Source organism: Okibacterium sp. AC114, from assembly GCF_979253355.1.
Genome location: NZ_CEEDBR010000001.1, coordinates 2205351 through 2225892 on the forward strand (window position 1 = coordinate 2205351; position 20542 = coordinate 2225892).

Consider the following 20542-nt stretch of genomic DNA (forward strand, 5'->3'; position numbering starts at 1 on the left):
GTCGCGCTCGGCCCGGGCGGGCCACCCTGTCAGAGTAGCCCGTCCGGGGTCGGCGCCGCTGTTAGGAGAGTGAGTTCTGGGCGTCCTCGAAGCCCTCTTCGATCGCCTCGGAGAGCTCTTCGCGATCTTCGATCGGCAGGAAGGCCGCGGCGGCCGCGTTGAGCTGGAACGTCTCGAGGTCGTCGAGGTCGTAGCCGAAGGCGTCGGACAGCAGGCCGAGTTCACGCGTGAGCGTGGTGCCCGACATGGTGCGGTTGTCGACGTTGACCGTGACCCGGAAACCCAGCTGGTAGAGCAGGTCGATCGGGTGGTCGATCAGGTCTTCGCCCCACTGCTCGACGGCGCCCGTCTGCAGGTTGGACGACGGGCTCGTCTCGAGCGGGATCTCGCGGTCGCGCACCCACTGCGCGACCGGGCCGAGCGAGACGTACTGGTTCTCGTCATCGGAGCGCACGGTGTGGATGTCTTCGGCGATGCGCACACCGTGACCGAGGCGCAGCGCGCGGCCGTCGATCAGGGCACTCTTGATGGACTCGAGGCCGTCGGCCTCGCCCGCGTGCACCGTGACGGGGAAGAACTCGGACTGCAGGTAGTCGAACGCCGCGCGGTGCTTGGACGCCGGGAAGCCCTTCTCGGCACCCGCGATGTCGAAGCCGACGACACCGTTCTCGCGGTGACGCACGGCCAGCTCGGCGATCTCGAGGCCGCGGTCGGCGTGACGCATGGCCGTGATGAGCTGACCGATCTGGATGTCGAAGCCCTCGCGCGAGACATCGTCGATGCCCTGCTCGATGCCCTCTTGCACGGCCTCGACGGTCTCGTCGAGCGACAGCCCCTGCTGCAGGTGCTGCTCGGGCGCCCACCGGATCTCGCCGTAGATGACACCGTCTTCGGCCAGGTCTTGCACGAACTCGCGGGCCACGCGGGCCAGCCCCTCGCGCGTCTGCATGACCGCGATGGTCAGGTCGAACGTCTTCAGGTAGTCGGGCAGGTTGCCGGCATTGCACTGGTCGAGGAACCACTGCGCGAGCTCGGACGAGGTGCCGGCCGGAACGTCGACGCCGTGGGCGTCGGCGAGCTCGAGGATGGTCTGGGGGCGCAGGCCACCGTCGAGGTGGTCGTGCAGTGAGATCTTGGGCAGCTGGCGCAGGTCGATGCCGCCGGGGAGCAGGAATTCTTCGGTCGTAGTCACGGTCTCAGCGTACTCGTGGACTAGGACACGCGGGAAGCGACGAGGGGCGAGCGGTGCACCACGGTTCCGGGCGCGTGGATCTCGTAGGCACCCTCGAGCGCCTCGAGTGCGCGCGGGAAACGGGCCTCGTCGTCGGCCGACAGCGTGAACAGCGGCTGGCCCTTCGTGACGGTGTCGCCGAGCTTGGCGTGCAGGTCGATTCCGGATGCGTGCAGCACCGGGTCTTGCTGACGCGCGCGTCCGGCGCCCAGGCGCCAGGCGGCGATGCCGAAGGGCAGAGCCTCCTGTTTGCCGAGCACACCGTCGGCGTCGGCCGTGACCGTGTGGGTGTTGCGCGCGACGGGCAGCGCGGCATCCGGGTCGCCGCCCTGGGCACGGATGGCTCGACGCCACGTGTCCATGGCGCGACCGTCCGCCAGAGCGGCCTCCACGTCGGCATCGGGCTGGCCCGCAAGGGTGAGCATTTCTCGGGCCAGGGCGACCGTGAGCTCGACGATGTCGGCCGGTCCCCCGCCCTCCAGCACCTCGACCGATTCGCGCACCTCGTTGGCGTTGCCGATGGCGAGCCCCAGGGGAACGCTCATGTCGGTGAGCAGCGCGGACGTGTTGACGCCCGCATCCTTGCCGAGGTCGACCATGGTCTGCGCCAACTCGAGCGCCTTGTCGTAGTCGGTCATGAAGGCGCCGGAGCCGAACTTCACGTCGAGCACGAGCGCGCTGGTGCCTTCGGCGATCTTCTTCGACATGATCGAGGAGGCGATGAGCGGGATGGCCTCGACCGTTCCCGTCGTGTCGCGCAACGCGTAGAGCCGCTTGTCGGCCGGGGCGAGTCCCTTGCCCGCGGCGCAGATGACGCCGCCGACGTCGCGCAGCTGGGCGAACATCTCCTCGTTCGAGATCTCGGCGCGCCAGCCGGGAATCGACTCGAGCTTGTCGAGCGTTCCGCCCGTGTGGCCGAGGCCGCGGCCGGACAGCTGCGGCACCGCCACGCCGAACGACGCGACGAGGGGCATCAGGGGAAGCGTGATCTTGTCGCCGACGCCGCCCGTCGAGTGCTTGTCGACCGTGACCTTGCCGAGGTTCGAGAAGTCCATGGTCTCGCCCGAGCGGATCATCGCCAGCGTCATGTCGCGGATCTCGCGGCGCGTCATACCGTTCAAGAGGATCGCCATGGCGAGGGCGGACATCTGCTCGTCGGCCACATAGCGTCGCGTGAAGGCGTCGATGAGCCAGTCGATCTCGGCCGTCGACAGCTCGCCCTTGTCGCGCTTGGTGCGGATGAGGTCGACGGCGTCGAAGGACTCGACGGCGGACGAAGCGGATGCGGCGGGGGTCGTGTTACTCATGGTTCTCTTCTGTGTAGGCGTTGAGGGTGCGGGGGCCGAACGCATCCGGCAGCACCTCGTCGATGGTTCGGATTCCGCTGAGGGTCTCGAGCAGCATGCCCGGAACGGCGTGTTCGTACAGCAGCTGGCGGCAGCGGCCGCACGGCATGAGCGTGTTGCCCTGGCCGTCGACGCACGTGAATGCCACGAGCTGGCCGCCGCCCGTCAGGTGCAGCGTGGAGACGAGCGCGCATTCGGCGCACAGCGTCAGGCCGTAGCTGGCGTTCTCCACATTGCAGCCCGCGATGATGCGTCCGTCGGTGGCGATGGCGGCCACGCCGACGGGGAACTTCGAGTAGGGCACGTAGGCCTTCTGCATGGCCTCCATGGCGGCATCCCGCAGCTGGCCCCAGTCGATATCGCCCGAGTGCACCTCGTCGCTCGAATGCATGGTTGATTGACTCATCGTGTGGTTCTCCGACCTGTCGCTTGCTAAGACTTGATATACGGTTTTCCGGATGCCGCGGGCCCTCGCACTTGGCCCACGAGGCCGGCGACCGCGAAGATCGTCACGAGGTAGGGCAGCATGAGCAGGAATTCGCTCGGCACGCCCGAGCCGATGGCGCCGAGCGTGTTCTGCAGGTTGGTCGCGAAACCGAAGAGCAGGGCCGCGAGCGTGGCGCGGATGGGGTCCCAGCGGCCGAAGATCACGGCGGCCAGGGCGATGAAGCCCGCACCCGCCGTCATTTCTTTCGTGAACCCGCCGACCGAGCCGAGCGTGAAGTAGGCGCCGCCGAGGCCCGCGATGGCGCCCGCGATCGAGACGTTCCAGAAGCGCGTCGAGTTCACGCGGATGCCGACCGTGTCGGCGGCCTGCGGGTGCTCACCGACGGCGCGGAGGCGCAGGCCCCACTTGGTGAAGAACAGGCCGTAGAAGACGAGCGCGATGGCGATGTACATCAGGTAGATGATGATCGTCTGGTCGAACAGAACGCGGCCCAAGATGGGGATGTCGCTCAGCAGCGGGATGGGGATGCGCGGCAGACGCGGGGGCGTGTTGAAGGCCTCGGTGTTCGACGACAGCACGGTCGAGTAGAGGAAGCTCGTGAGCCCCGCCACCAGCACGTTGAGCACGACGCCGACGATGACCTGGTCGACCAGGTACTTGATGGCGAAGGCCGCGAGCACGAAGCTCACGAGCACACCGGCCACGATGGCCGCGAGCAGACCCGCGAACGGGTTGCGCGTGATCGAGGCGACGAACGCCGACAGGAACGCGCCCGCCAGCAGCTGACCCTCGATGGCCACGTTGACCACGCCGACACGCTCGGAGATGACACCACCGAGTGCACCGAAGATGAGCGGCGCGCTAAGAGCGACGCTGCCGAGCAGCAGACCCGTGATGGGGATGGACTTGTCGGCGCCGGCCCAGGTGAGGAAGCCGTACATGAAGACGAAGCCGAAGACCGCGGTCAGCCACAGCGGGATGCGCTTGGCCTGATTCGCGAGCCAGAACGCCGCGGCGGTCATCAGCGCGAGCAGGATGACGACCACGATGCCCGTCGGCATGACGGGGGCCTCGATCGAGGGCAGCTGGATGGCGTCGTTCTCGGCCGACAGACGCAGCTCGGTGACACCGTCGCGGCGGGCCACGAAGAACAGCAGAGCCGAGATGACGACGAAGATGGCGAAGGCGATGGGCGCCTTCCACTTCTTGACGACGGCTTTCTCGAGGCCGTCGTCGACGGGGTCGACCGTCTCGTGCGGGGTGTTGGGTGTGGTGACGCTCATTTCGCGGCCACCTCCTTCGAAACGTTGGGAAGCACTCTGCGGGCGCGGCCGCCGGGCTTCGGAAGGAAGAAGATCGCGCGCACAAGCGGCGGCGCGGCGATGAACAGCACGATGAGCGACTGCACGACCACGACGATGTCGACGGGGACACCCTCGGCGGCCTGCATCGAGAATCCGCCGGCCTTGAACGCACCGAACAGGATGCCGGCGAAGAAGATGCCGATGGGCTTCGAACGACCGAGCAGCGCCACGGTGATGGCGTCGAAGCCGATGCCCGCGTCGATGCCGCCCGAGAATCCGCCCGTCACGGTGCCGAGCACCTGCGAGACGCCGGCGAGACCCACGAGACCGCCGGAGAAGAGCATGGCGTAGACGTAGGTGTTCTTGACGTCGATACCCGCGACCTTGGCGGCGTTGGGGTTCTCACCCACGGCGCGGAACCGGAAGCCGAGGCTCGAGCGGTTCAGCAAATACCACACCAGCGCAGTCGCGATGATGACGAGGATGAACCCGAGGTGCAGGTTGTACTTCGAGCCGAAGAGCGCGGGGAACACGGCCGTCTCGGCCATGGGCGGCGACTTCGGGTTGGGCGAACCGGGGGCCTGCAGCAGGCCGGGCGTGCGCAGCATGTAGCTGATCAGGTAGAACGCCACGTAGTTGAGCATGATGGTCAGGATGACCTCGTGGGCTCCCGTGCGGGCCTTCAAGAAGCCGACGAGACCGCCCCAGATGGCACCACCCGCGATACCCGCCAGGACGGCGAGGGTGATGTGCAACGGCGCCGGCAGCTGGAACGAGAAGCCCACCCATCCGGCACACGCGGCCGCGATGAGCATCTGACCGCGGCCACCGATGTTGAAGAGACCCACCCGGAACGCGAGGCCGACACCCAGACCGGCCGCGATGAGCGGCGTGGCGAAGGTGAGCGTCTCGGTGAGGGGTTTGATGCCGTCGGCGAAGCTGTCGCGGCGGAAGTTGTAGACCGAGCCCTGGAAGAGCGCCGAGTAGGCGCCAGAGACGGCCTGCCAGATCGCGCCGAGCGTGTCGCCGGGGCGGCTGAAGAAGTAGCCGGACGCCGTCTGCACGTCTTCGTTGGTGGCGGCGATCAGGATGGCGCCGGCGATGAGCGCCAGCAGCACGGCCAGGATCGAGATGAGGAAGCTGCCGCCGAGGATCTCGTTGAGGATCTTGTTCGAGCGGGGCGCCTCGGTGTCGGGCTTCGGCGCGGATGCGGCCGTGGCGGCCGGCGCCGGGGTGTTCTGCTGGTTGTTGTCGCTCACGCGGCTACTCCCGTTTCTCCGGCCATCATGAGGCCCAGTACGTCTCGCGGGGTATCCCCTGGAACGATGCCGACGATGCTCCCGCGGTACATCACGGCGATGCGGTCGGCCAAAGCCACCACCTCGTCCAGTTCGGTGGACACGACGATCACGGGAACGCCCGCGTCGCGCGTCTCGACCATGCGTTTGTGCACGAACTCGATCGAACCCACGTCGATGCCGCGCGTGGGCTGCGACGCCACGAACAGTTTCAGCTCGCGGCTCAGTTCGCGCGCCAACACGACCTTCTGCTGGTTTCCGCCCGACAGGCGGCCGGCGTGCGTGTTGATCGATTCGGCGCGGATGTCGAACTCGCGCTTCTTCTCCTCGGCGAAGTCGTTGAGGGCCTTCAGCTGCAGCGTGCCGCCCTTGACGAAGGGCTGCTGGTCGCTGCGGTCGAGCATGAGGTTCTCGGCGATCGTGAACTCGCCCACGAGACCGTCGTGCGTGCGGTCTTCTGGCACGAAGCCGACGCCCGCGTTGAGCACCTTCTTCACGCTCTGGCCGTTGAGGCGCGTGCCGTTGAGGCTGATCGAGCCGTTGGTGCGCGGCTGGATGCCGAGGATGGCTTCGGTGAGCTCGGTCTGGCCGTTGCCCTGCACGCCGGCGATGGCCAGGATCTCGCCCTCGTGCACCTCGAAGCTGACGTCGTTGACGACCTTGATGCCGTTGGCGTCGATCACGTCGAGGTGTTCGACGACGAGGCTGGCGGCGCCCGGGCGCGCCGGTTCTTTGTGCACCGTGAGCTCGACGTTGCGGCCGACCATGAGGGCGGCGAGCTCGGAGTTCGAGGCGGTCGGGGATGCTTCGCCGACGATCTTGCCGAGACGCACGACCGTGATGCGGTCGGCCACCTCGCGCACCTCGCGGAGTTTGTGGGTGATGAAGACGATCGAGGTGCCCTCGCTCTTCAGCTGGCGCATGATCGTCATGAGCTCGTCGGTCTCTTGCGGCGTGAGCACGGCGGTGGGCTCGTCGAACACGAGGACCGAGGCATCCCGAGACAGGGCCTTGATGATCTCGACGCGCTGTTGGATGCCGACGGGCAGGTCGCCGACGAGGGCATCAGGGTCGACGTCGAAGCCGAAGCGGGCCGAGATCTCGCGCACGCGGGCGCGGGCGGCGTCGAGGTTGAGGCGGCCGCCGGCCTTGGTTTCTTCGTGCCCGAGCATGACGTTCTCGGCGACCGTGAACACGGGGATGAGCATGAAGTGCTGGTGCACCATGCCGATGCCGGCGCGCATGGCGTCACCGGGGCCCTCGAAGTGTTGCACGCTGTCGTCGAGCAGGATGTCGCCCTCTTCGGCCTGGTAGAGGCCGTAGAGCACGTTCATCAGGGTGGACTTGCCGGCACCGTTCTCGCCGAGCAGGCAGTGGATCTCTCCCGGTTCGACCACCAGGTCGATGTGGTCGTTGGCTACGAGAGATCCGAATCTCTTCGTGATGCCGCGCAGTTCGAGCTTCATGTTGTTGAATCCTACGTCGTAGAGAACGGGTCGGGGGGCCCAGCCTGCGGCTGGGCCCCCCTCGCCTTGGTGCTGTGTGCGGGTGTTACTTGGTGCTCGGCGACGACGGCGACTCGACCGTGATCGAGCCGTCGATGATGCCGGCCTTGATCGTGTCGAGCTCGCCCTGCAGGTCGGCGGGGACCTTGGACTCGTAGTCGTGGAACGGGGCGATTCCCACGCCGTCGTTCTCGAGCGTGCCCACGTACGGCGTGGCGTCGAAGTCGCCCTTACCGGCGGCCTCGACGATGTCGGTGACACCGGACTTCATCTGCTTCAGGATGGAGGTCAGGAACAGGCCGTTGTCGGCGGCAGCCGTCTCGTAGAGGTCGGCGTCGACACCGATCATCGCGATGTCCTTGCCCGAGTCCTTGACGGCCTCGATGGCCGACAGGAAGATCGGGCCACCGACGGGCAGCAGCACGTCGGCGTTCTGGTCGATGAGCGCGTTGGCGAGCTGCTTGGCCGTGTCGTTGGCCTCGAAGCCGCCCGTGAAGGAACCGGTCTGGCCCTTGACGTCCCAGCCGACGACCTTGACGTCCTTGCTCTTCTGCTCGTTGAAGTAGGCGACGCCATCGGCGAAGCCGTCCATAAAGATGGTGACGGTCGGGAACTGGCTGCCACCGAAGGTGCCGACGACGCCGGTCTTGGAGTAGGCGGCGGCCGTGTAGCCGGCGAGGAATGCGGCCTGGGCGGTGTCGTAGACGACGGGCTTGACGTTCTCGAGGTCGATCGAGTTGTCGTCGAGCATGACGAAGTCGACGTCGGTGTTCTCTTCGGCGGCGGCCTTGGTGGCGTCGGCGAGGGCGAATCCGACCGTGACGATCAGGCCGCAGCCCTGGTCGACGAGGTTGGTGATGTTGGGAGCGTAGTCGTCTTCCTTGTCGGACTGGACGTCCTTGGGCTCGACGCCCAGGGTGTCGGCCGCCTCGACCAGGCCCTCGTACGAGGACTGGTTGAAGGACTTGTCGTCGAAGCCACCGGCGTCGGAGACGATGCACGGCAGGAAGTCGGAAGCGGCGGCACCACCGGAGGTGTTGTCCGACGACGGTGCTGATCCGCAGCCGGCCAGAAGTGCCACGAGTCCGACACCGGCGAGGGAGCTCGCTGCTGCCTTACGGAATGTGATTGTCAAGGTTTCCTCCATGAATGCTGCTCCGGAAGATTTCTCGGAGCCATATGGGCATACGTTACCCAATGTTACGGAGGCCACGATGCCGGGTCGGGCTTTGCCGCAGAAGCGTTACAAAGCAGTTCCTCACCGGATATTAGGCCGAAACAATTGGGTGGTGCACGGGTCTGCTCACATGAGCAGCTGACGAAAGTCGCCCGCGCGCCTGCGCACCGCGGTGTTCAGACGAGCGAGAGCACCTCCCCCTCCCAGCGCCGCCGCAGCCACCGGTCGTGGCTCGCCAACACCACGGCGCCCGGGTAGGAATCGAGCGCCTCCTCGAGCTCCGTCGCGAGCGCGAGCGACAGGTGGTTGGTGGGTTCGTCGAGCAGGAACAGGTGCGGCGGCCGCGCGATGATGAGCGCCAGCGCGAGGCGTCGCTGCTGCCCCACCGACAGCACGCCGACGGGGCGGTCGAGGTCGCGCGGCGCCACGAGGCCGAGCGAGACGAGGGGCGTGCGCTCGGCTCGTTGCTCGCCCAGCGTGCGTTCGTAGAGACTTCGTGGCGAGGCATCCGCGTCGGGGAAGCGCACGTCTTGTTCGAGCAAGCCGATGCGGAGGCCCGGGCGCTGGCGTCGTGTGCCCCGGTCGGCGGCGAGCGGCAGATGCCCGGCGAGGACGGCGAGCGCGGTGGACTTGCCCGAGCCGTTGGCACCCGTGATGAGCAGCCGCGTGCGCGGCGCGACGGTCAGGCGTTCGAGCGAGAGACGCCCGGGCACCTCGACGTCGCGCAGGTCGACCAGCGCGCCCTCGTTCGCCGACACCGTCGTGCCCGTCGGGATCCCGTGGAAGGTGAGCGGCGCCGGAGGTTTGCGCACCTGCTCAGCCTCGAGGCGTTCGAGCCGGCCGGCGGCGTTGCGGATGCGGCGACTGATCTGTTGCACCACACGGTCGCCCCGCATCCCGAACGCCATCTTGTTGTTGTCCGAGATCGGAGCGTTGTGCGAGACCGCGCGGGCCGTCTCCTGCGCCTCCCCGCGGAGCCGGTTCAGCTCGTCCTGCTCGTCGGCGAAGCGGCGCTCCCAGCGCTCCCGGGCCAGCCGCTTCTCCGAGAGATACTCCGAGAAACCGCCCCCGAACTGGGTCACCCCGTCAGCCGAATCGCGCAGGTCGAGATCGACAAGGGCCGTCGCCGCCTCGTCGAGGAAGGCACGATCGTGACTCGCGAAGAGCACGGGCCCCGACCATCCGTGCAGCACGCGCGTGAGGAACGCCGCGGCTTCGTCGTCGAGATGGTTCGTCGGCTCGTCGAGCAGCAGGGCCGTGGGCCGCGAGGTGAGCACAGCCGCCAGGGCCAGGCGCGAGCGTTGGCCGCCCGAGACATCGTCGAGCGAACGTCGCCGCGGAATCGAGTCGACCCCGAGCGCTTGCACGGCCTCGGCGAGACGCGCATCGGCCGACCAGACATCCGCGCGTTCGGCCGCCGCCAACGCTCGATCGAAACGGCGGGCGGATGCCTCGGTGCCCTCGCCCAGCGCCGCCGCCGCTTCTTCGAGTTCGCGTTCGAGACCGCGCACCTCGGCGAGCGCGCGTTCGAGCAGCGCCCCGACGCTCTCGCCGCGTTCGTATCGGACCTCTTGCGGCAGGTAGCCGGTGCGAACGGGGCGCAGGATGTCTCCCGCATCCGCTTCTGCCTCGCCCGCGATGATGCTGAGCAGGGTCGATTTTCCCGAGCCGTTCTCGCCGACGAGGCCCGTGCGGGTGCCCGCTGCAACGGCGAACGAGACGTCGGCGAGCACGCGGCGGTCGCCGAAGCGGCGGTCGACGTGACTGACCTTGAGGTGGTCGACGAGCGCTGACGTTCGGGGCGCGGTCGCGGTCGCGGCCGCGGTCTCTGGCACGGCCGCAGGGCGGTCCTCGTTCGCTCGCGGGGAGGATGAAGGGGTGTCGTTCTGTGGTCGCATGGGGACCGCCTTTCGTGGGGCGGAGCCGACGAACCCGAGGGGTCGTCACGTGCGGATGCCGGACGTCGCCGTTTTCGGCCGGGCGCGAACGACGCTTCGGGCACGGGGACGCGCCAACGAGCGACGGGCGGCGGCAGAAGACACGGCGCCCGGGGCTGGGCACGTGCGTCGGCATCCGGATGTGAAATGCCCGCCGGGTGCTCTGCTCGACCGACGACCTCGGGAACGGGGACGGGGAGCGCAACCGCGAACGGGCCGGATGTGCCGACGTTACAACTTCATGGCACCAACGATAACGGCCGGGGCGGCGCGATGCCAGACCCCGGCCGAAACCGATACGGAAGGTTAGAGGACGTCGTCGCGGCCCGAGAGCTTCAGCGCGTCGACCACGCTCTTCACGCGCTGCGCGTTCTGACTCGTGGTGACGAGGAGCGCGTCGGGGGTGTCGACCACGACGATGTCGGTCACGCCGATGAGGCTGATGACGCGGTTCGACTGGCTGACGACGATTCCGCTCGAGGCATCCGAGAGCACGCGGGCGTTCTCACCCAGGATGGCGAGGTCGGTCTTGCGGCCCGAGGAGTTGAGCTTGGCGAGCGAGGCGAAATCGCCCACGTCGTCCCAGTCGAAGTGCCCGGGGATGACGGCGAGGCGACCCGCGGCGGCGGCGGGCTCGGCCACCGAGTAGTCGATGGCGATCTTCTTCAGGCGCGGCCAGATGTGGTCGACGGCCGGTCCGCGCGTGGCCGGATCGTCCCACGCTTCTGCGAGCTCGATGACGAGCGCGTGCATCTCGGGCTCGTGCCGCTCGAGTTCGGCGAGCAACACGTCGGCACGCGAGATGTACATGCCCGCGTTCCAGAGGTAATCCCCCGAGTGCAGGTAGCGCTTGGCCGTCTTCAGGTCGGGCTTCTCGACGAACGAGTCGACCTTGGTGGCGAGCTCGGCACCCGGGACGTCGAGCTGCGTGCCCGTCTTGATATAGCCGAAGCCGATGGCCGGTTCGGTGGGCTGGATGCCGATGGTCGTGATGTAACCCGCCTCGGCCGTCTGCACGGCCTGCGTGACGGTGCTGCGGAAGAGACGGTCGCCGCGGATGACGTGGTCGGCGGCGAAGGAGCCGATGATGACATCCGGTTCGCGCTTCATGAGGATGGCTGCAGCCAGGGCGATGGCGGCCGTGGAGTCGCGCGGGTCGCTCTCGAGGACGATGTTGTGATCGTGGAGGTCTGGCAACTGCCCCTCGACGGCCGCGCGGTGGGCCCGGCCCGTGACGACCATGATGCGATCGGGGCCGGCGAGCGGCTCGAGGCGATCCCACGTGGCGCGCAACAACGACTGACCCGACCCCGTGAGGTCGTGCAGGAACTTCGGCGCATCGGCACGGGACAGGGGCCAGAGGCGGGAACCGATCCCACCGGCGGGGATCACACTGTAGAAGCGTTCGAGGGCAGTCGTCATGCCCTCACCATAGCGGCGGCGCGTGTCTATTCCCCGCATTCGACCCCCCTTCTTAGGCACACCTAACCGGCGCTCCCCAGGTGAACGACATAGACTTGCATTACGCGCCGATTTGACGCGACGGAGGCCATGACGGCCACCGTCAGCCGCAAAAGTCAGGGAGGGTCGTTCGTGTCACTGAAGACGGCAGGGACTCCACCGATAACTCAGTCCGGTCCCAAACGACCCGCAGGTACTCTGTACCGCGGTCGCGAAGGCATGTGGTCGTGGGTGCTTCACCGAATCACGGGTGTCGCCATCTTCTTCTTCCTGCTGGTCCACATCCTCGACACGGCCCTCATCCGGGTCTCCCCCGAGGCCTACAACGCCGTCATCGGCACCTACCAGACGCCCATCATGGGCCTCGGTGAGGTCGCCCTCGTCGGCGCGATCGCGTATCACGCCTACAACGGCCTGCGCATCGTCCTGATCGACTTCTGGTCCAAGGGCTCGAAGTACCAGAAGGTCATGTTCTACGTGGTCATCGGCCTCTGGGTCGTCACCATGATCGGTTTCGTGCCCCGGCACCTGATCAACGTGTTCTCGCACTAGAAGGGGTCAGATCATGACGACGACAATCGACGCCCCCCGCACCCCCATCCGCCCGGCACCCAAGAAGGGTGTCAACTGGGAGAAGTGGGGCTGGATCTACATGCGCGCCTCCGGTGTGGTGCTGGTCGTGCTCATCTTCGGCCACCTATTCGTCAACCTCATGGTGGGCGACGGCGTCAGCGCCATCGACTTCGCGTTCGTGGGCGGCAAGCTCTCGAGCCCGTTCTGGCAGTGGTGGGATGTCGCGATGCTGTGGCTCGCGCTCATCCACGGCTCCAACGGCATGCGCACGCTCGTGAACGACTACTCGCGCAACCAGACGGTCGGCAAGATCCTGAAGGGCGCCATCTTCGTCTCGGCCGTCGTGCTCATCGTGCTCGGCACGCTCGTGGTCTTCACGTTCGACCCGTGCCCCGCCGGCGCCCCCGCCGACCTGGTCGCGTCCTTCTGCCCCACGAGCTAGTCCTTCTGCACGACGCGTTCCGGCCCCGCTTCACCACCCACCAGAATTACGGATGTACCTGTGACCTCATCATTCTCGGCCGACACGACCGCTGAATCCACCGTCATCGACGGAGTCCACTACCACCAATTCGACATCGTCATCGTCGGAGCGGGTGGTGCCGGAATGCGCGCCGCCATCGAGGCGGGCCCGGGCGCCAAGACGGCCGTGATCTCGAAGCTCTACCCGACGCGGTCGCACACCGGTGCGGCACAGGGCGGCATGGCAGCAGCCCTCGCCAACGTCGAAGAAGACTCGTGGGAGTGGCACACGTTCGACACCGTCAAGGGTGGCGACTACCTGGTCGACCAGGACGCGGCCGAGATCCTCGCGAAAGAGGCCATCGACGCCGTCATCGACCTCGAGAACATGGGTCTACCGTTCAACCGCACACCCGAGGGCAAGATCGACCAGCGCCGCTTCGGTGGCCACACGCGTGACCACGGCAAATCGCCCGTGCGCCGCGCCTGCTACGCCGCCGACCGCACGGGACACATGATCCTGCAGACACTGTTCCAGAACTGCGTGCGCCTCGGCATCAACTTCTTCAACGAGTACTACGCGCTCGACCTCATCATGACCGAGGTCGACGGCGTCAAGAAGCCGTCGGGCGTCGTCGCCTACGAGCTCGCCACGGGCGACATCCACGTCTTCCAGGCCAAGGCGATCATCTTCGCCACGGGCGGTTTCGGCAAGATCTACAAGACCACCTCCAACGCGCACACCCTCACGGGCGACGGCGTCGGAATCATCTGGCGCAAGGGCCTGCCGCTCGAGGACATGGAGTTCTTCCAGTTCCACCCGACCGGATTGGCCGGCCTCGGCATCCTGCTCACCGAGGGTGCGCGCGGTGAGGGAGCCATCCTTCGAAACGCATCGGGTGAGCGCTTCATGGAGCGCTACGCCCCCACCATCAAAGACCTCGCCCCGCGCGACATCGTCGCCCGCTGCATGGTGCAAGAGGTGGCAGAGGGTCGGGGCGCCGGCCCCCACAAGGACTACGTCTACCTCGACTGCACGCACCTCGGCGCCGAGGTGCTCGAGACCAAGCTGCCAGACATCACCGAGTTCGCGCGCACCTACCTGGGCGTCGACCCGGTCGTCGAGCCCGTGCCCGTCATGCCCACCGCGCACTACGCCATGGGCGGCATCCCCACCAATGTGCGCGCCGAGGTGCTGAGCGACAACAACACCGTCGTGCCCGGTCTCTACGCCGCCGGCGAATGCGCCTGCGTGTCCGTGCACGGGTCCAACCGTCTCGGCACCAACTCGCTGCTCGACATCAACGTGTTCGGCAAGCGTGCCGGCAACAACGCCGTCGAATACGTGCAGAACGTCGACTTCACGCCGCTGCCCGAGAACCCGGCCGCCTTCGTGCAGGAGCTCGTCGAGAACGCGCGCAACTCGAACGGAACCGAGCGCCTCTCGACCATCCGCAAAGAGCTGCAAGAGCACATGGACCGCAACGCCCAGGTGTTCCGCACCGACGAGTCGCTCGCCGAGGTCACGGAGACGATCCACAACCTGCGCGACCGTTACCGCAACATCGCCGTGCAGGACAAGGGCCGCCGGTTCAACACCGACCTGCTCGAGGCCATCGAACTCGGCTTCCTGCTCGACCTCGCCGAGGTCGTCGTCTACTCGGCCCGCAACCGCAAGGAAAGCCGTGGCGGCCACATGCGCGACGACTACCCGAAGCGCGACGACGAGAACTACATGAAACACACCATGGCCTACCTGACCGGCGACCCCCTGTCGTCCGACGCGGCAGACCACATCACGCTCGACTGGAAGCCCGTCACGATCACGCGCTACCAGCCGATGGAGAGGAAGTACTAGACATGGCCACCGCCACACTCGACGCTCCCGCCGACGCCCCCGCCGACGACGCCCTCAAACCCTTCACCGTCACGCTCATCATCCGCCGGTTCAACCCGGAGGTCGACGAAGAGCCCAAGTGGGTCGACTACGACGTCGAGATGTTCGCCACCGACCGCATCCTCGACGCGCTGCACAAGATCAAATGGGACCAGGACGGTTCGCTCACGTTCCGTCGCTCGTGCGCCCACGGCATCTGCGGCTCCGACGCCATGCGCATCAACGGCCGCAACCGTCTCGCCTGCAAGACCCTGATCAAAGACCTCGACATCTCGAAGCCGATCTACGTCGAGGCCATCAAGGGTCTGCCCCTCGAGAAAGACCTCGTCGTCGACATGGAGCCGTTCTTCGCCTCCTACCGCGAAGTCCAGCCCTTCCTGCAGGCCACGTCGAAGCCCGGAGCCGGCAAAGAGCGCATCCAGTCGGTCGCCGACCGTGCGCGCTTCGACGACACCACCAAGTGCATCCTGTGCGCCGCGTGCACGTCGAGCTGCCCCGTGTTCTGGACCGACGGTCAGTACTTCGGGCCCGCCGCGATCGTCAACGCGCACCGGTTCATCTTCGACTCACGCGACGACGCCTCGAACGTGCGCCTCGACATCCTCAACGACAAGGAAGGCGTGTGGCGCTGCCGCACCACCTTCAACTGCACCGACGCGTGCCCCCGCGGCATCCAGGTAACGCAGGCCATCGCCGAAGTGAAGCAGGCCGTGATGCGCGGTCGCGCCTGACGCGTCAGCCCCGCTGAGAACGCCCGTTCGTGCCGAAAGGTGCGGGCGGGCGTTTTGCGTGGGCGGGTTGGGGCGGGCGGGTTGGCGCGGGCCGGCGCGAGCAGGCATTCTGCGCGGGCGGGCTAGCGCGGGCGGCGGAGGGACGTGAGGGCGATGCGGGCGCGGAGGCGTTCGCGTCGCGTGTGTCGTTCGGCGACGCGGCGGCGGAGTTCGTCGACGCCCTGCCAGACCTTGTCGGCGTCGTCGGCGTCGGGGCGGGCGGGTGAGAACGACACCCGATCGGCGACCGAGGCCAGCGTGACCGCGGTCTTGCTGCCGATGCGGGCGGCGGCTTCGCGACGCGTCGCCGAGGCCGGGATGTCGATGCCGTAGTCGACGGCCGTATCGCGGGCTTCGAGCCAGCCGGCGCGGATGCGGGCGTCGGCACTCCCCCGCCGGCGCCGGGTGTGGCGGCGACGGGCCTTCGCGGCGATGACGGCCAGGAACGGGGCCGCCAGGATCGCTGCGGCGAGGAGCGTCCAGCCCGCCACCGTGAGCATGATGCGGAGCGCCCCGAGCCACCACGGCTGCTCGGCGGGCGGGTCGGAGACCTCGCTGTCGGGGGCCGCTGGGGTGCTGTCCTCCGGGTCTTCGACCACGGGCGGGGGGACGACCGTCTGCGGTTTCGAGATGGGCGTCGGCTCGTCGGGCGCGCGCTCGGGGATGTCGCGGACGGGCGGCGTGGGGTCGATCGTGACCCAGCGGCCCGAGGAGTCCTGAATCTCGACCCAGGCGTCGATATCGGCGCCCGTGATGGCGACGGGACTGGTGGTATCGCCCGCGGCGGGCCCGTCGGGACGGAAACCCAGGACGACGCGCGCCGGGAACCCCAGCTGGCGCGCGATCAGGGCGGCGGCCGTCGCGTACTGTTCCTGATCGCCGACCATGGGCTGTTCGGTGAAGAGTGTCTCGAGGCGGGCGATACCGTGGCCGGAGACGCTGCGCGGGGTGTCGGGGTCGATGCCGTGGCTGACGTAGCCGTTGGAAGCGAGGGCGTCGAGGGCGCGTTGCAGGGACGCGCCGGGAGCGCCGGGATCCGCGCTGGCGGCAGGCTCGTCGCCCGCAGCGGGAGCGGCGGCGTTGCGCGTCAACCACTCGGTGAGCGCATCGGGCACGGCGGCCGGTTCGGGCAGGGGCGCGGTGCCGGGGCGGAGGCTCGCGACATCCACATCGTCTGTCGCGGGCGGGAGGATGGCGGTGAGGCGGTAGGAGTCTCCCGGTCGGAGGCCTGCTGAGACCGCGGCCGTTCCAGTGGCGGAGTTGTAGCTGAAGCTGTCGGTCAGAGCGTCGGCGCGGGGGCCGTGGAAGCGGAGTTGCTCGAGCGCGCCGGCGTCGGGAACCCAAACGTCGCTGAACCCGTCGACGCGCACCGTGAGGTCGACGCGGGTTCCGGTGGCGGTCGGCGTGAGGCGGTAGGGGACGCGCGTGAAAACGCCAGAGCCGGACGCGGATGCCGAGCCCGCGGCATCCGCCGAGGACGATGAAACGGTCTCACCGCCGGCGTCGTTGCCGGAATCGGAGGCGTTGCCGGAGTCAGAGGCGTTGCCCGCGCCAGCCGAGGCGTCACCCACCGCGTAGACCACTCCCGTGTAGGTGTCGACGGTCGCGAGACGCAGGCGCGCATCGGCCGGAAGCCCCTCGACCGTCAGCAGGGTCTCGTCGCGCGTGGCAGGGTCGAGATAGGAGCGGAACCCGGCGAGCGGGGACGGGTAGTCCCGCGGCACGAACGGCTGCTCGACATGGGCCCTGATGACATCCCGATCGGAGGCCGGGGCGAGAGTTGTGGCCAAGACGGTGCTGCCCGCGAGGGCGACGGCGAGGACGACGGCGATGGCGGCGACACGTGTGATGGCGAGGCGGAGGGAGCGGCGGCGACTCACCGAGTGGCCGATGAGAGGTGTTGCGGCGGCTTGGTCGGCATGCTGCCGTGCGCGGCGTGAGCCGGGGATCCCGGAGGCGGTCGGACCGGCGGGCAGGAGAACCGCCCAGACGGCCGACACGAGCATGAGCAGGGCGCCGACGCCGATCGTCCAGGCGGGCGTCACATCGGTCGGCCCCAGCGCGATCGCGGCCGCGAGGAGGAGTAACGGGGGCAGGAGGGCCAGACGAGGATGCCGCGAACGCAACGCCAGCGAGGCCGACAAGACAGCCGTGACGAGGCCGAGGAGGAACGCGGGCACGAGGAGGGCTTGGTAGGCGCCGACGGGGGTCACGATGGTGACGAGTTGCCGCCAGGAGAGCGCCGTGGCCTCGAGCAGATGCAGGAGCGACGGCCCGGTGGGCAGCCATCCACCCGCGGTGGCTTCGCTGGGGATGGCGAGGGGCACACCCGCGACGAGGACGACGGCAGCCGTGAGCGCCGCGACGAGGAGGGGCGACCAGCGGAAACGGGCGCCCAGCACCGCGAGAATACCGGCGACGACGACGGTCAGGGCGGCCATCCGCGTGAACTCGACGGACTGGTAGACGGGCCAGAAGGCGGCGAGCGCGACGGCCGTCGCGAGGAGCGGTGCGAGCGCGCCGACGAGAAGCCGGGCCCAGCCCGGACGTTCGGCGCGCGCCCGAAGGGTTGATCGCGGGGTCGGCCGCGGCGTGCCGCCCGAGGCGGGAGCCTGACCCGGCGCGCCCCTCTGCGCGTCAGGGCGGCTCATCGGGCCACCGCGCGGTTGAGGGCCGGACGGAGGTCGTCGAGGTATCCGATCGTCACGACCGTGAGGCCGGCAGACACACGTTGCGTGGGCACGCCCTCCGATTCGCACACGATGGCGACGACATCCACACCCAGGGGAAGCTGGCGAGCCGCCTCGCGGATGGCGGCGGGTTCGGTGGCGCTGCCGCACACGAGGAACGCGAGCGAGATGCCACCGATCGTGTCGGCGGCCGCGCGGGCCGTGGCGGCGAGGTCGAGTGCGCGGTCCTCGAGCTCGACCGCCGCCAGATCGTCGAGCAGGCGCGTGGGCGTGACCGAGGCGAAGGCCCGCACCGACCGCACGGTGCGACGCGAGAACTCGGGGGTCACCTCACCCGTCACGACCGAGACGGTGCGCGTGTCACGGATGGCGCGCACGCCGAGCGACGCCGCAACGCTCACCGCCAGCTCGAACTCCTCGTCGCTCGCGTATTCGTCGGCTCGGCCCGAGAGCGCGACCATGAGGTGGCTGCGGCGGGTCTCCTCGTACTGGCGCACCATGAAACGCCCGGTCTTCGCCGTCGACCGCCAGTGGATGCTGCGCCTCTCGTCGCCCGGTGCATATTCGCGCAGCGCGTGGAACGACACGTCGTCGCTCGTGAGGTCGCGCGTCGGACTGCCCTCGAGGTCGCGGACTAAACCCGTGCTGAGGCTCGGCACGGACACGGTGAGCGGATGCACGTACAGGGCGGATGCGTCGGTCCAGGCGTGTTCGCGGCGCACGAGCCCGAGCGGGTCGCGACGGGTGGCACGTGCAGGCCCGACGGGGAACACCCCCCGCCTGGTCGCCGGCACACGGAAGAGTTCTTCGATCTGCTGCCGGGGGGCCAGTGGCGGGACGGACACGTCGAGGGTCGCCTCGCCTACGGGCACGTCGACCGTGATGGCCGGCAACAGCCGGAGGCCGGGGTTTTCGATCGTGAGCTGGCCGACGGCTGTGGACCCCACGACGACCCGGTCGTCGGCGAGGTGCAGCGTGACCCGGTGGCGGATGCGGCCGATGAGGAACAGCGCGGCGACCGCGGCGGCGATGACGGCGGCCCAGCCGATGACCACGAACTCGGCCCACCCGAGCGCGTAACCGGCGCCGAGCCCGGCGACGGCGAGCGCGGCGACGGCCCAGCCGAGGGGCGTGACGACCGCCGTGACGGCCGACCAGGCGTGCGCGAGGGCGCGGCGTGCGCGACGGAGCGTGCGGGCCACACTCAGGCGAGCACTAGCGGCCCGCCCCGCGTCGTCTGCGGCATCGGCTCGCAGGGACGTGGACGTCAGGTCGCGCAGACCTGTCGCGCCGCGCGCCGAGGTCCGCGTCGATGCGCGGGCGTTCGTGCGCGAGTGGGAGTGGGAGTGGGAACGCGAGCGCGTCTCGGCGCTCGCGCGTGCGACGACGGGCACACTCGCGCGGCCGCTCGTGTTCCGCTCGGTCCCCTCCCCCGTCATCCGTTCTTCAGCCGGCACGGCCAACCCCGTCTCCGGGCGGCGGCGCGTCGATGAGCACCTGCGAGATGACACTCGACGGCGTCACCCCGTCGTATTCCGCCTCGGCGTCGAGTACGAGCCGGTGCGCGAGCACGGGTTCGGCGAGCGCCTTTACGTCGTCGGGGGTGACGAACGTGCGACCCTGCGACACGGCCCACGTGCGCACCGCGGCGAGCAACGCCAGGGCTCCGCGCACGCTCGCGCCGAGCCGCACCTCTTCGGCCTGCCTGGTGGCCTCGACGATGCGCACGATGTAGTCGTTGATCGTCGGGTCGACGAAGGTGGTGCGCGCGATGGCCAACATGTCACGGATGGTCGACGCCGGCACGACGGGCGAGATAGTCGCGGGAGCCGCCGCCCCCTCGAGGATCTGCATCGTCGACTGGTGGTCGGGGTAACCGATCGACGTCTTCAGCAGGAACCGGTCGAGCTGGGCCTCTGGCAGGCGGTAGGTTCCGGCCTGTTCGATGGGGTTCTGGGTGGCGAGCACCATGAACGGCGGATGCACGGGGTGCGTTGTCCCGTCTACCGTCACGGTCAATTCCTCCATGACCTCGAGCAGCGCCGACTGGGTCTTGGGGCTCGCGCGGTTGATCTCGTCGGCGAGCACGATGTTCGCGAAGATCGGGCCTCGGTGGAACTCGAAGCTGCCGCTGCGCTGGTCATAGATGCTCACACCCGTGATGTCGCCGGGCAGCAGGTCTGGCGTGAACTGCACGCGCGAATGCGTGCCGTCGATGGATGCCGCGATGGCCCGCGCGAGCGACGTCTTACCGGTGCCGGGCACGTCTTCGAGCAGCAGGTGGCCGCGGCTCATCAGGGTGGTGAAGGCCAGCCGCACGACGTGGCTCTTGCCGAGCAGCACCTGCTCCACGTTCGCGACGAGGGAGTCGAAGGTGCCGGCGAACCAGCGCGCCTCTTCGGGGGTGAGGGTCACGAGGGATCCTTTCGGGGGTGGGATGCCG

The 20542-nt window shown here is 68.5% G+C and carries 16 protein-coding genes; 4 read left to right on the top strand and 12 right to left on the bottom strand.

Features of this window, described 5'->3' with window-relative positions; all coding sequences use genetic code 11:
* Positions 1-61: 61 nt before the first annotated feature.
* The 9 genes from ACZ6IE_RS10285 to ACZ6IE_RS10325 all read right to left on the bottom strand — a co-directional run bounded on the left by ACZ6IE_RS10285 (position 62) and on the right by ACZ6IE_RS10325 (position 11668).
* Positions 62-1192 (bottom strand): adenosine deaminase, encoded by a 1131-nt coding sequence (locus tag ACZ6IE_RS10285; protein ID WP_464607865.1) that lies wholly within the window; start codon positions 1190-1192, stop codon positions 62-64.
* Positions 1193-1212: 20 nt separating this feature from the next.
* Positions 1213-2538 (bottom strand): thymidine phosphorylase, encoded by a 1326-nt coding sequence (locus ACZ6IE_RS10290; protein ID WP_077055264.1) that lies wholly within the window; start codon positions 2536-2538, stop codon positions 1213-1215.
* Positions 2531-3115: a cytidine deaminase gene (locus ACZ6IE_RS10295; RefSeq protein WP_464608626.1), complete on the bottom strand. Its 585-nt coding sequence runs from the start codon at positions 3113-3115 to the stop codon at positions 2531-2533. Before ACZ6IE_RS10295 ends, ACZ6IE_RS10290 begins: the two co-directional genes overlap by 8 nt.
* Entirely contained in the window at positions 3010-4308 is a 1299-nt protein-coding gene (locus tag ACZ6IE_RS10300) for an ABC transporter permease (RefSeq protein ID WP_077055262.1), read from the bottom strand. Before ACZ6IE_RS10300 ends, ACZ6IE_RS10295 begins: the two co-directional genes overlap by 106 nt.
* Positions 4305-5588 carry an ABC transporter permease gene (locus tag ACZ6IE_RS10305; protein ID WP_464607866.1) on the bottom strand — a complete coding sequence of 428 codons (1284 nt, stop codon included), beginning with the start codon at positions 5586-5588 and terminating at the stop codon, positions 4305-4307. The genes ACZ6IE_RS10300 and ACZ6IE_RS10305 overlap by 4 nt, the downstream gene beginning before the upstream one ends.
* Positions 5585-7093, bottom strand: a complete 1509-nt coding sequence (locus ACZ6IE_RS10310) for an ABC transporter ATP-binding protein (RefSeq protein WP_464607867.1) — start codon at positions 7091-7093, stop codon at positions 5585-5587. Before ACZ6IE_RS10310 ends, ACZ6IE_RS10305 begins: the two co-directional genes overlap by 4 nt.
* An 85-nt stretch (positions 7094-7178) precedes the next feature.
* Positions 7179-8267 carry a BMP family lipoprotein gene (locus ACZ6IE_RS10315; RefSeq protein WP_079728475.1) on the bottom strand — a complete coding sequence of 363 codons (1089 nt, stop codon included), beginning with the start codon at positions 8265-8267 and terminating at the stop codon, positions 7179-7181.
* A 218-nt stretch (positions 8268-8485) separates the two neighbouring features.
* Positions 8486-10207 carry an ABC-F family ATP-binding cassette domain-containing protein gene (locus ACZ6IE_RS10320; protein ID WP_464607868.1) on the bottom strand — a complete coding sequence of 574 codons (1722 nt, stop codon included), beginning with the start codon at positions 10205-10207 and terminating at the stop codon, positions 8486-8488.
* Positions 10208-10552: 345 nt separating this feature from the next.
* Positions 10553-11668 carry a mannose-1-phosphate guanylyltransferase gene (locus ACZ6IE_RS10325; RefSeq protein WP_464607869.1) on the bottom strand — a complete coding sequence of 372 codons (1116 nt, stop codon included), beginning with the start codon at positions 11666-11668 and terminating at the stop codon, positions 10553-10555.
* Positions 11669-11839: 171 nt separating this feature from the next.
* On the opposite strand from ACZ6IE_RS10325, the gene sdhC reads away from it, so the two are divergent.
* The 4 genes from sdhC to ACZ6IE_RS10345 are packed head-to-tail and all read left to right on the top strand — an operon-like array spanning position 11840 to position 15370.
* Positions 11840-12259, top strand: coding sequence for a succinate dehydrogenase, cytochrome b556 subunit (gene sdhC, locus ACZ6IE_RS10330; RefSeq protein WP_464607870.1), 420 nt, complete (start codon positions 11840-11842; stop codon positions 12257-12259).
* 13 nt (positions 12260-12272) lie between these two features.
* Positions 12273-12722 carry a succinate dehydrogenase hydrophobic membrane anchor subunit gene (locus ACZ6IE_RS10335; protein ID WP_077055260.1) on the top strand — a complete coding sequence of 150 codons (450 nt, stop codon included), beginning with the start codon at positions 12273-12275 and terminating at the stop codon, positions 12720-12722.
* Positions 12723-12782: 60 nt separating this feature from the next.
* Positions 12783-14600 (top strand): succinate dehydrogenase flavoprotein subunit, encoded by a 1818-nt coding sequence (sdhA, locus tag ACZ6IE_RS10340; RefSeq protein WP_077055259.1) that lies wholly within the window; start codon positions 12783-12785, stop codon positions 14598-14600.
* Positions 14601-14602: 2 nt separating this feature from the next.
* Complete coding sequence (locus ACZ6IE_RS10345) at positions 14603-15370, top strand: succinate dehydrogenase iron-sulfur subunit (RefSeq protein ID WP_077055258.1); 768 nt, start codon at positions 14603-14605, stop codon at positions 15368-15370.
* 122 nt (positions 15371-15492) lie between these two features.
* Here the strand turns inward: ACZ6IE_RS10345 and ACZ6IE_RS10350 are convergent, their stop codons facing one another.
* From ACZ6IE_RS10350 to ACZ6IE_RS10360, 3 genes are read right to left on the bottom strand one after another with little or no spacing between them, the layout of a single operon-like run.
* The gene (locus ACZ6IE_RS10350) at positions 15493-18060 is read right to left on the bottom strand and encodes a transglutaminase-like domain-containing protein (RefSeq protein WP_464607871.1); all 2568 of its coding nucleotides are present in this window, start codon (positions 18058-18060) and stop codon (positions 15493-15495) included.
* Entirely contained in the window at positions 18057-19538 is a 1482-nt protein-coding gene (locus tag ACZ6IE_RS10355) for a DUF58 domain-containing protein (protein WP_464607872.1), read from the bottom strand. The genes ACZ6IE_RS10350 and ACZ6IE_RS10355 overlap by 4 nt, the downstream gene beginning before the upstream one ends.
* Before the next feature lie 7 nt (positions 19539-19545).
* Complete coding sequence (locus ACZ6IE_RS10360) at positions 19546-20514, bottom strand: AAA family ATPase (protein WP_464607873.1); 969 nt, start codon at positions 20512-20514, stop codon at positions 19546-19548.
* Positions 20515-20542: the final 28 nt, after the last annotated feature.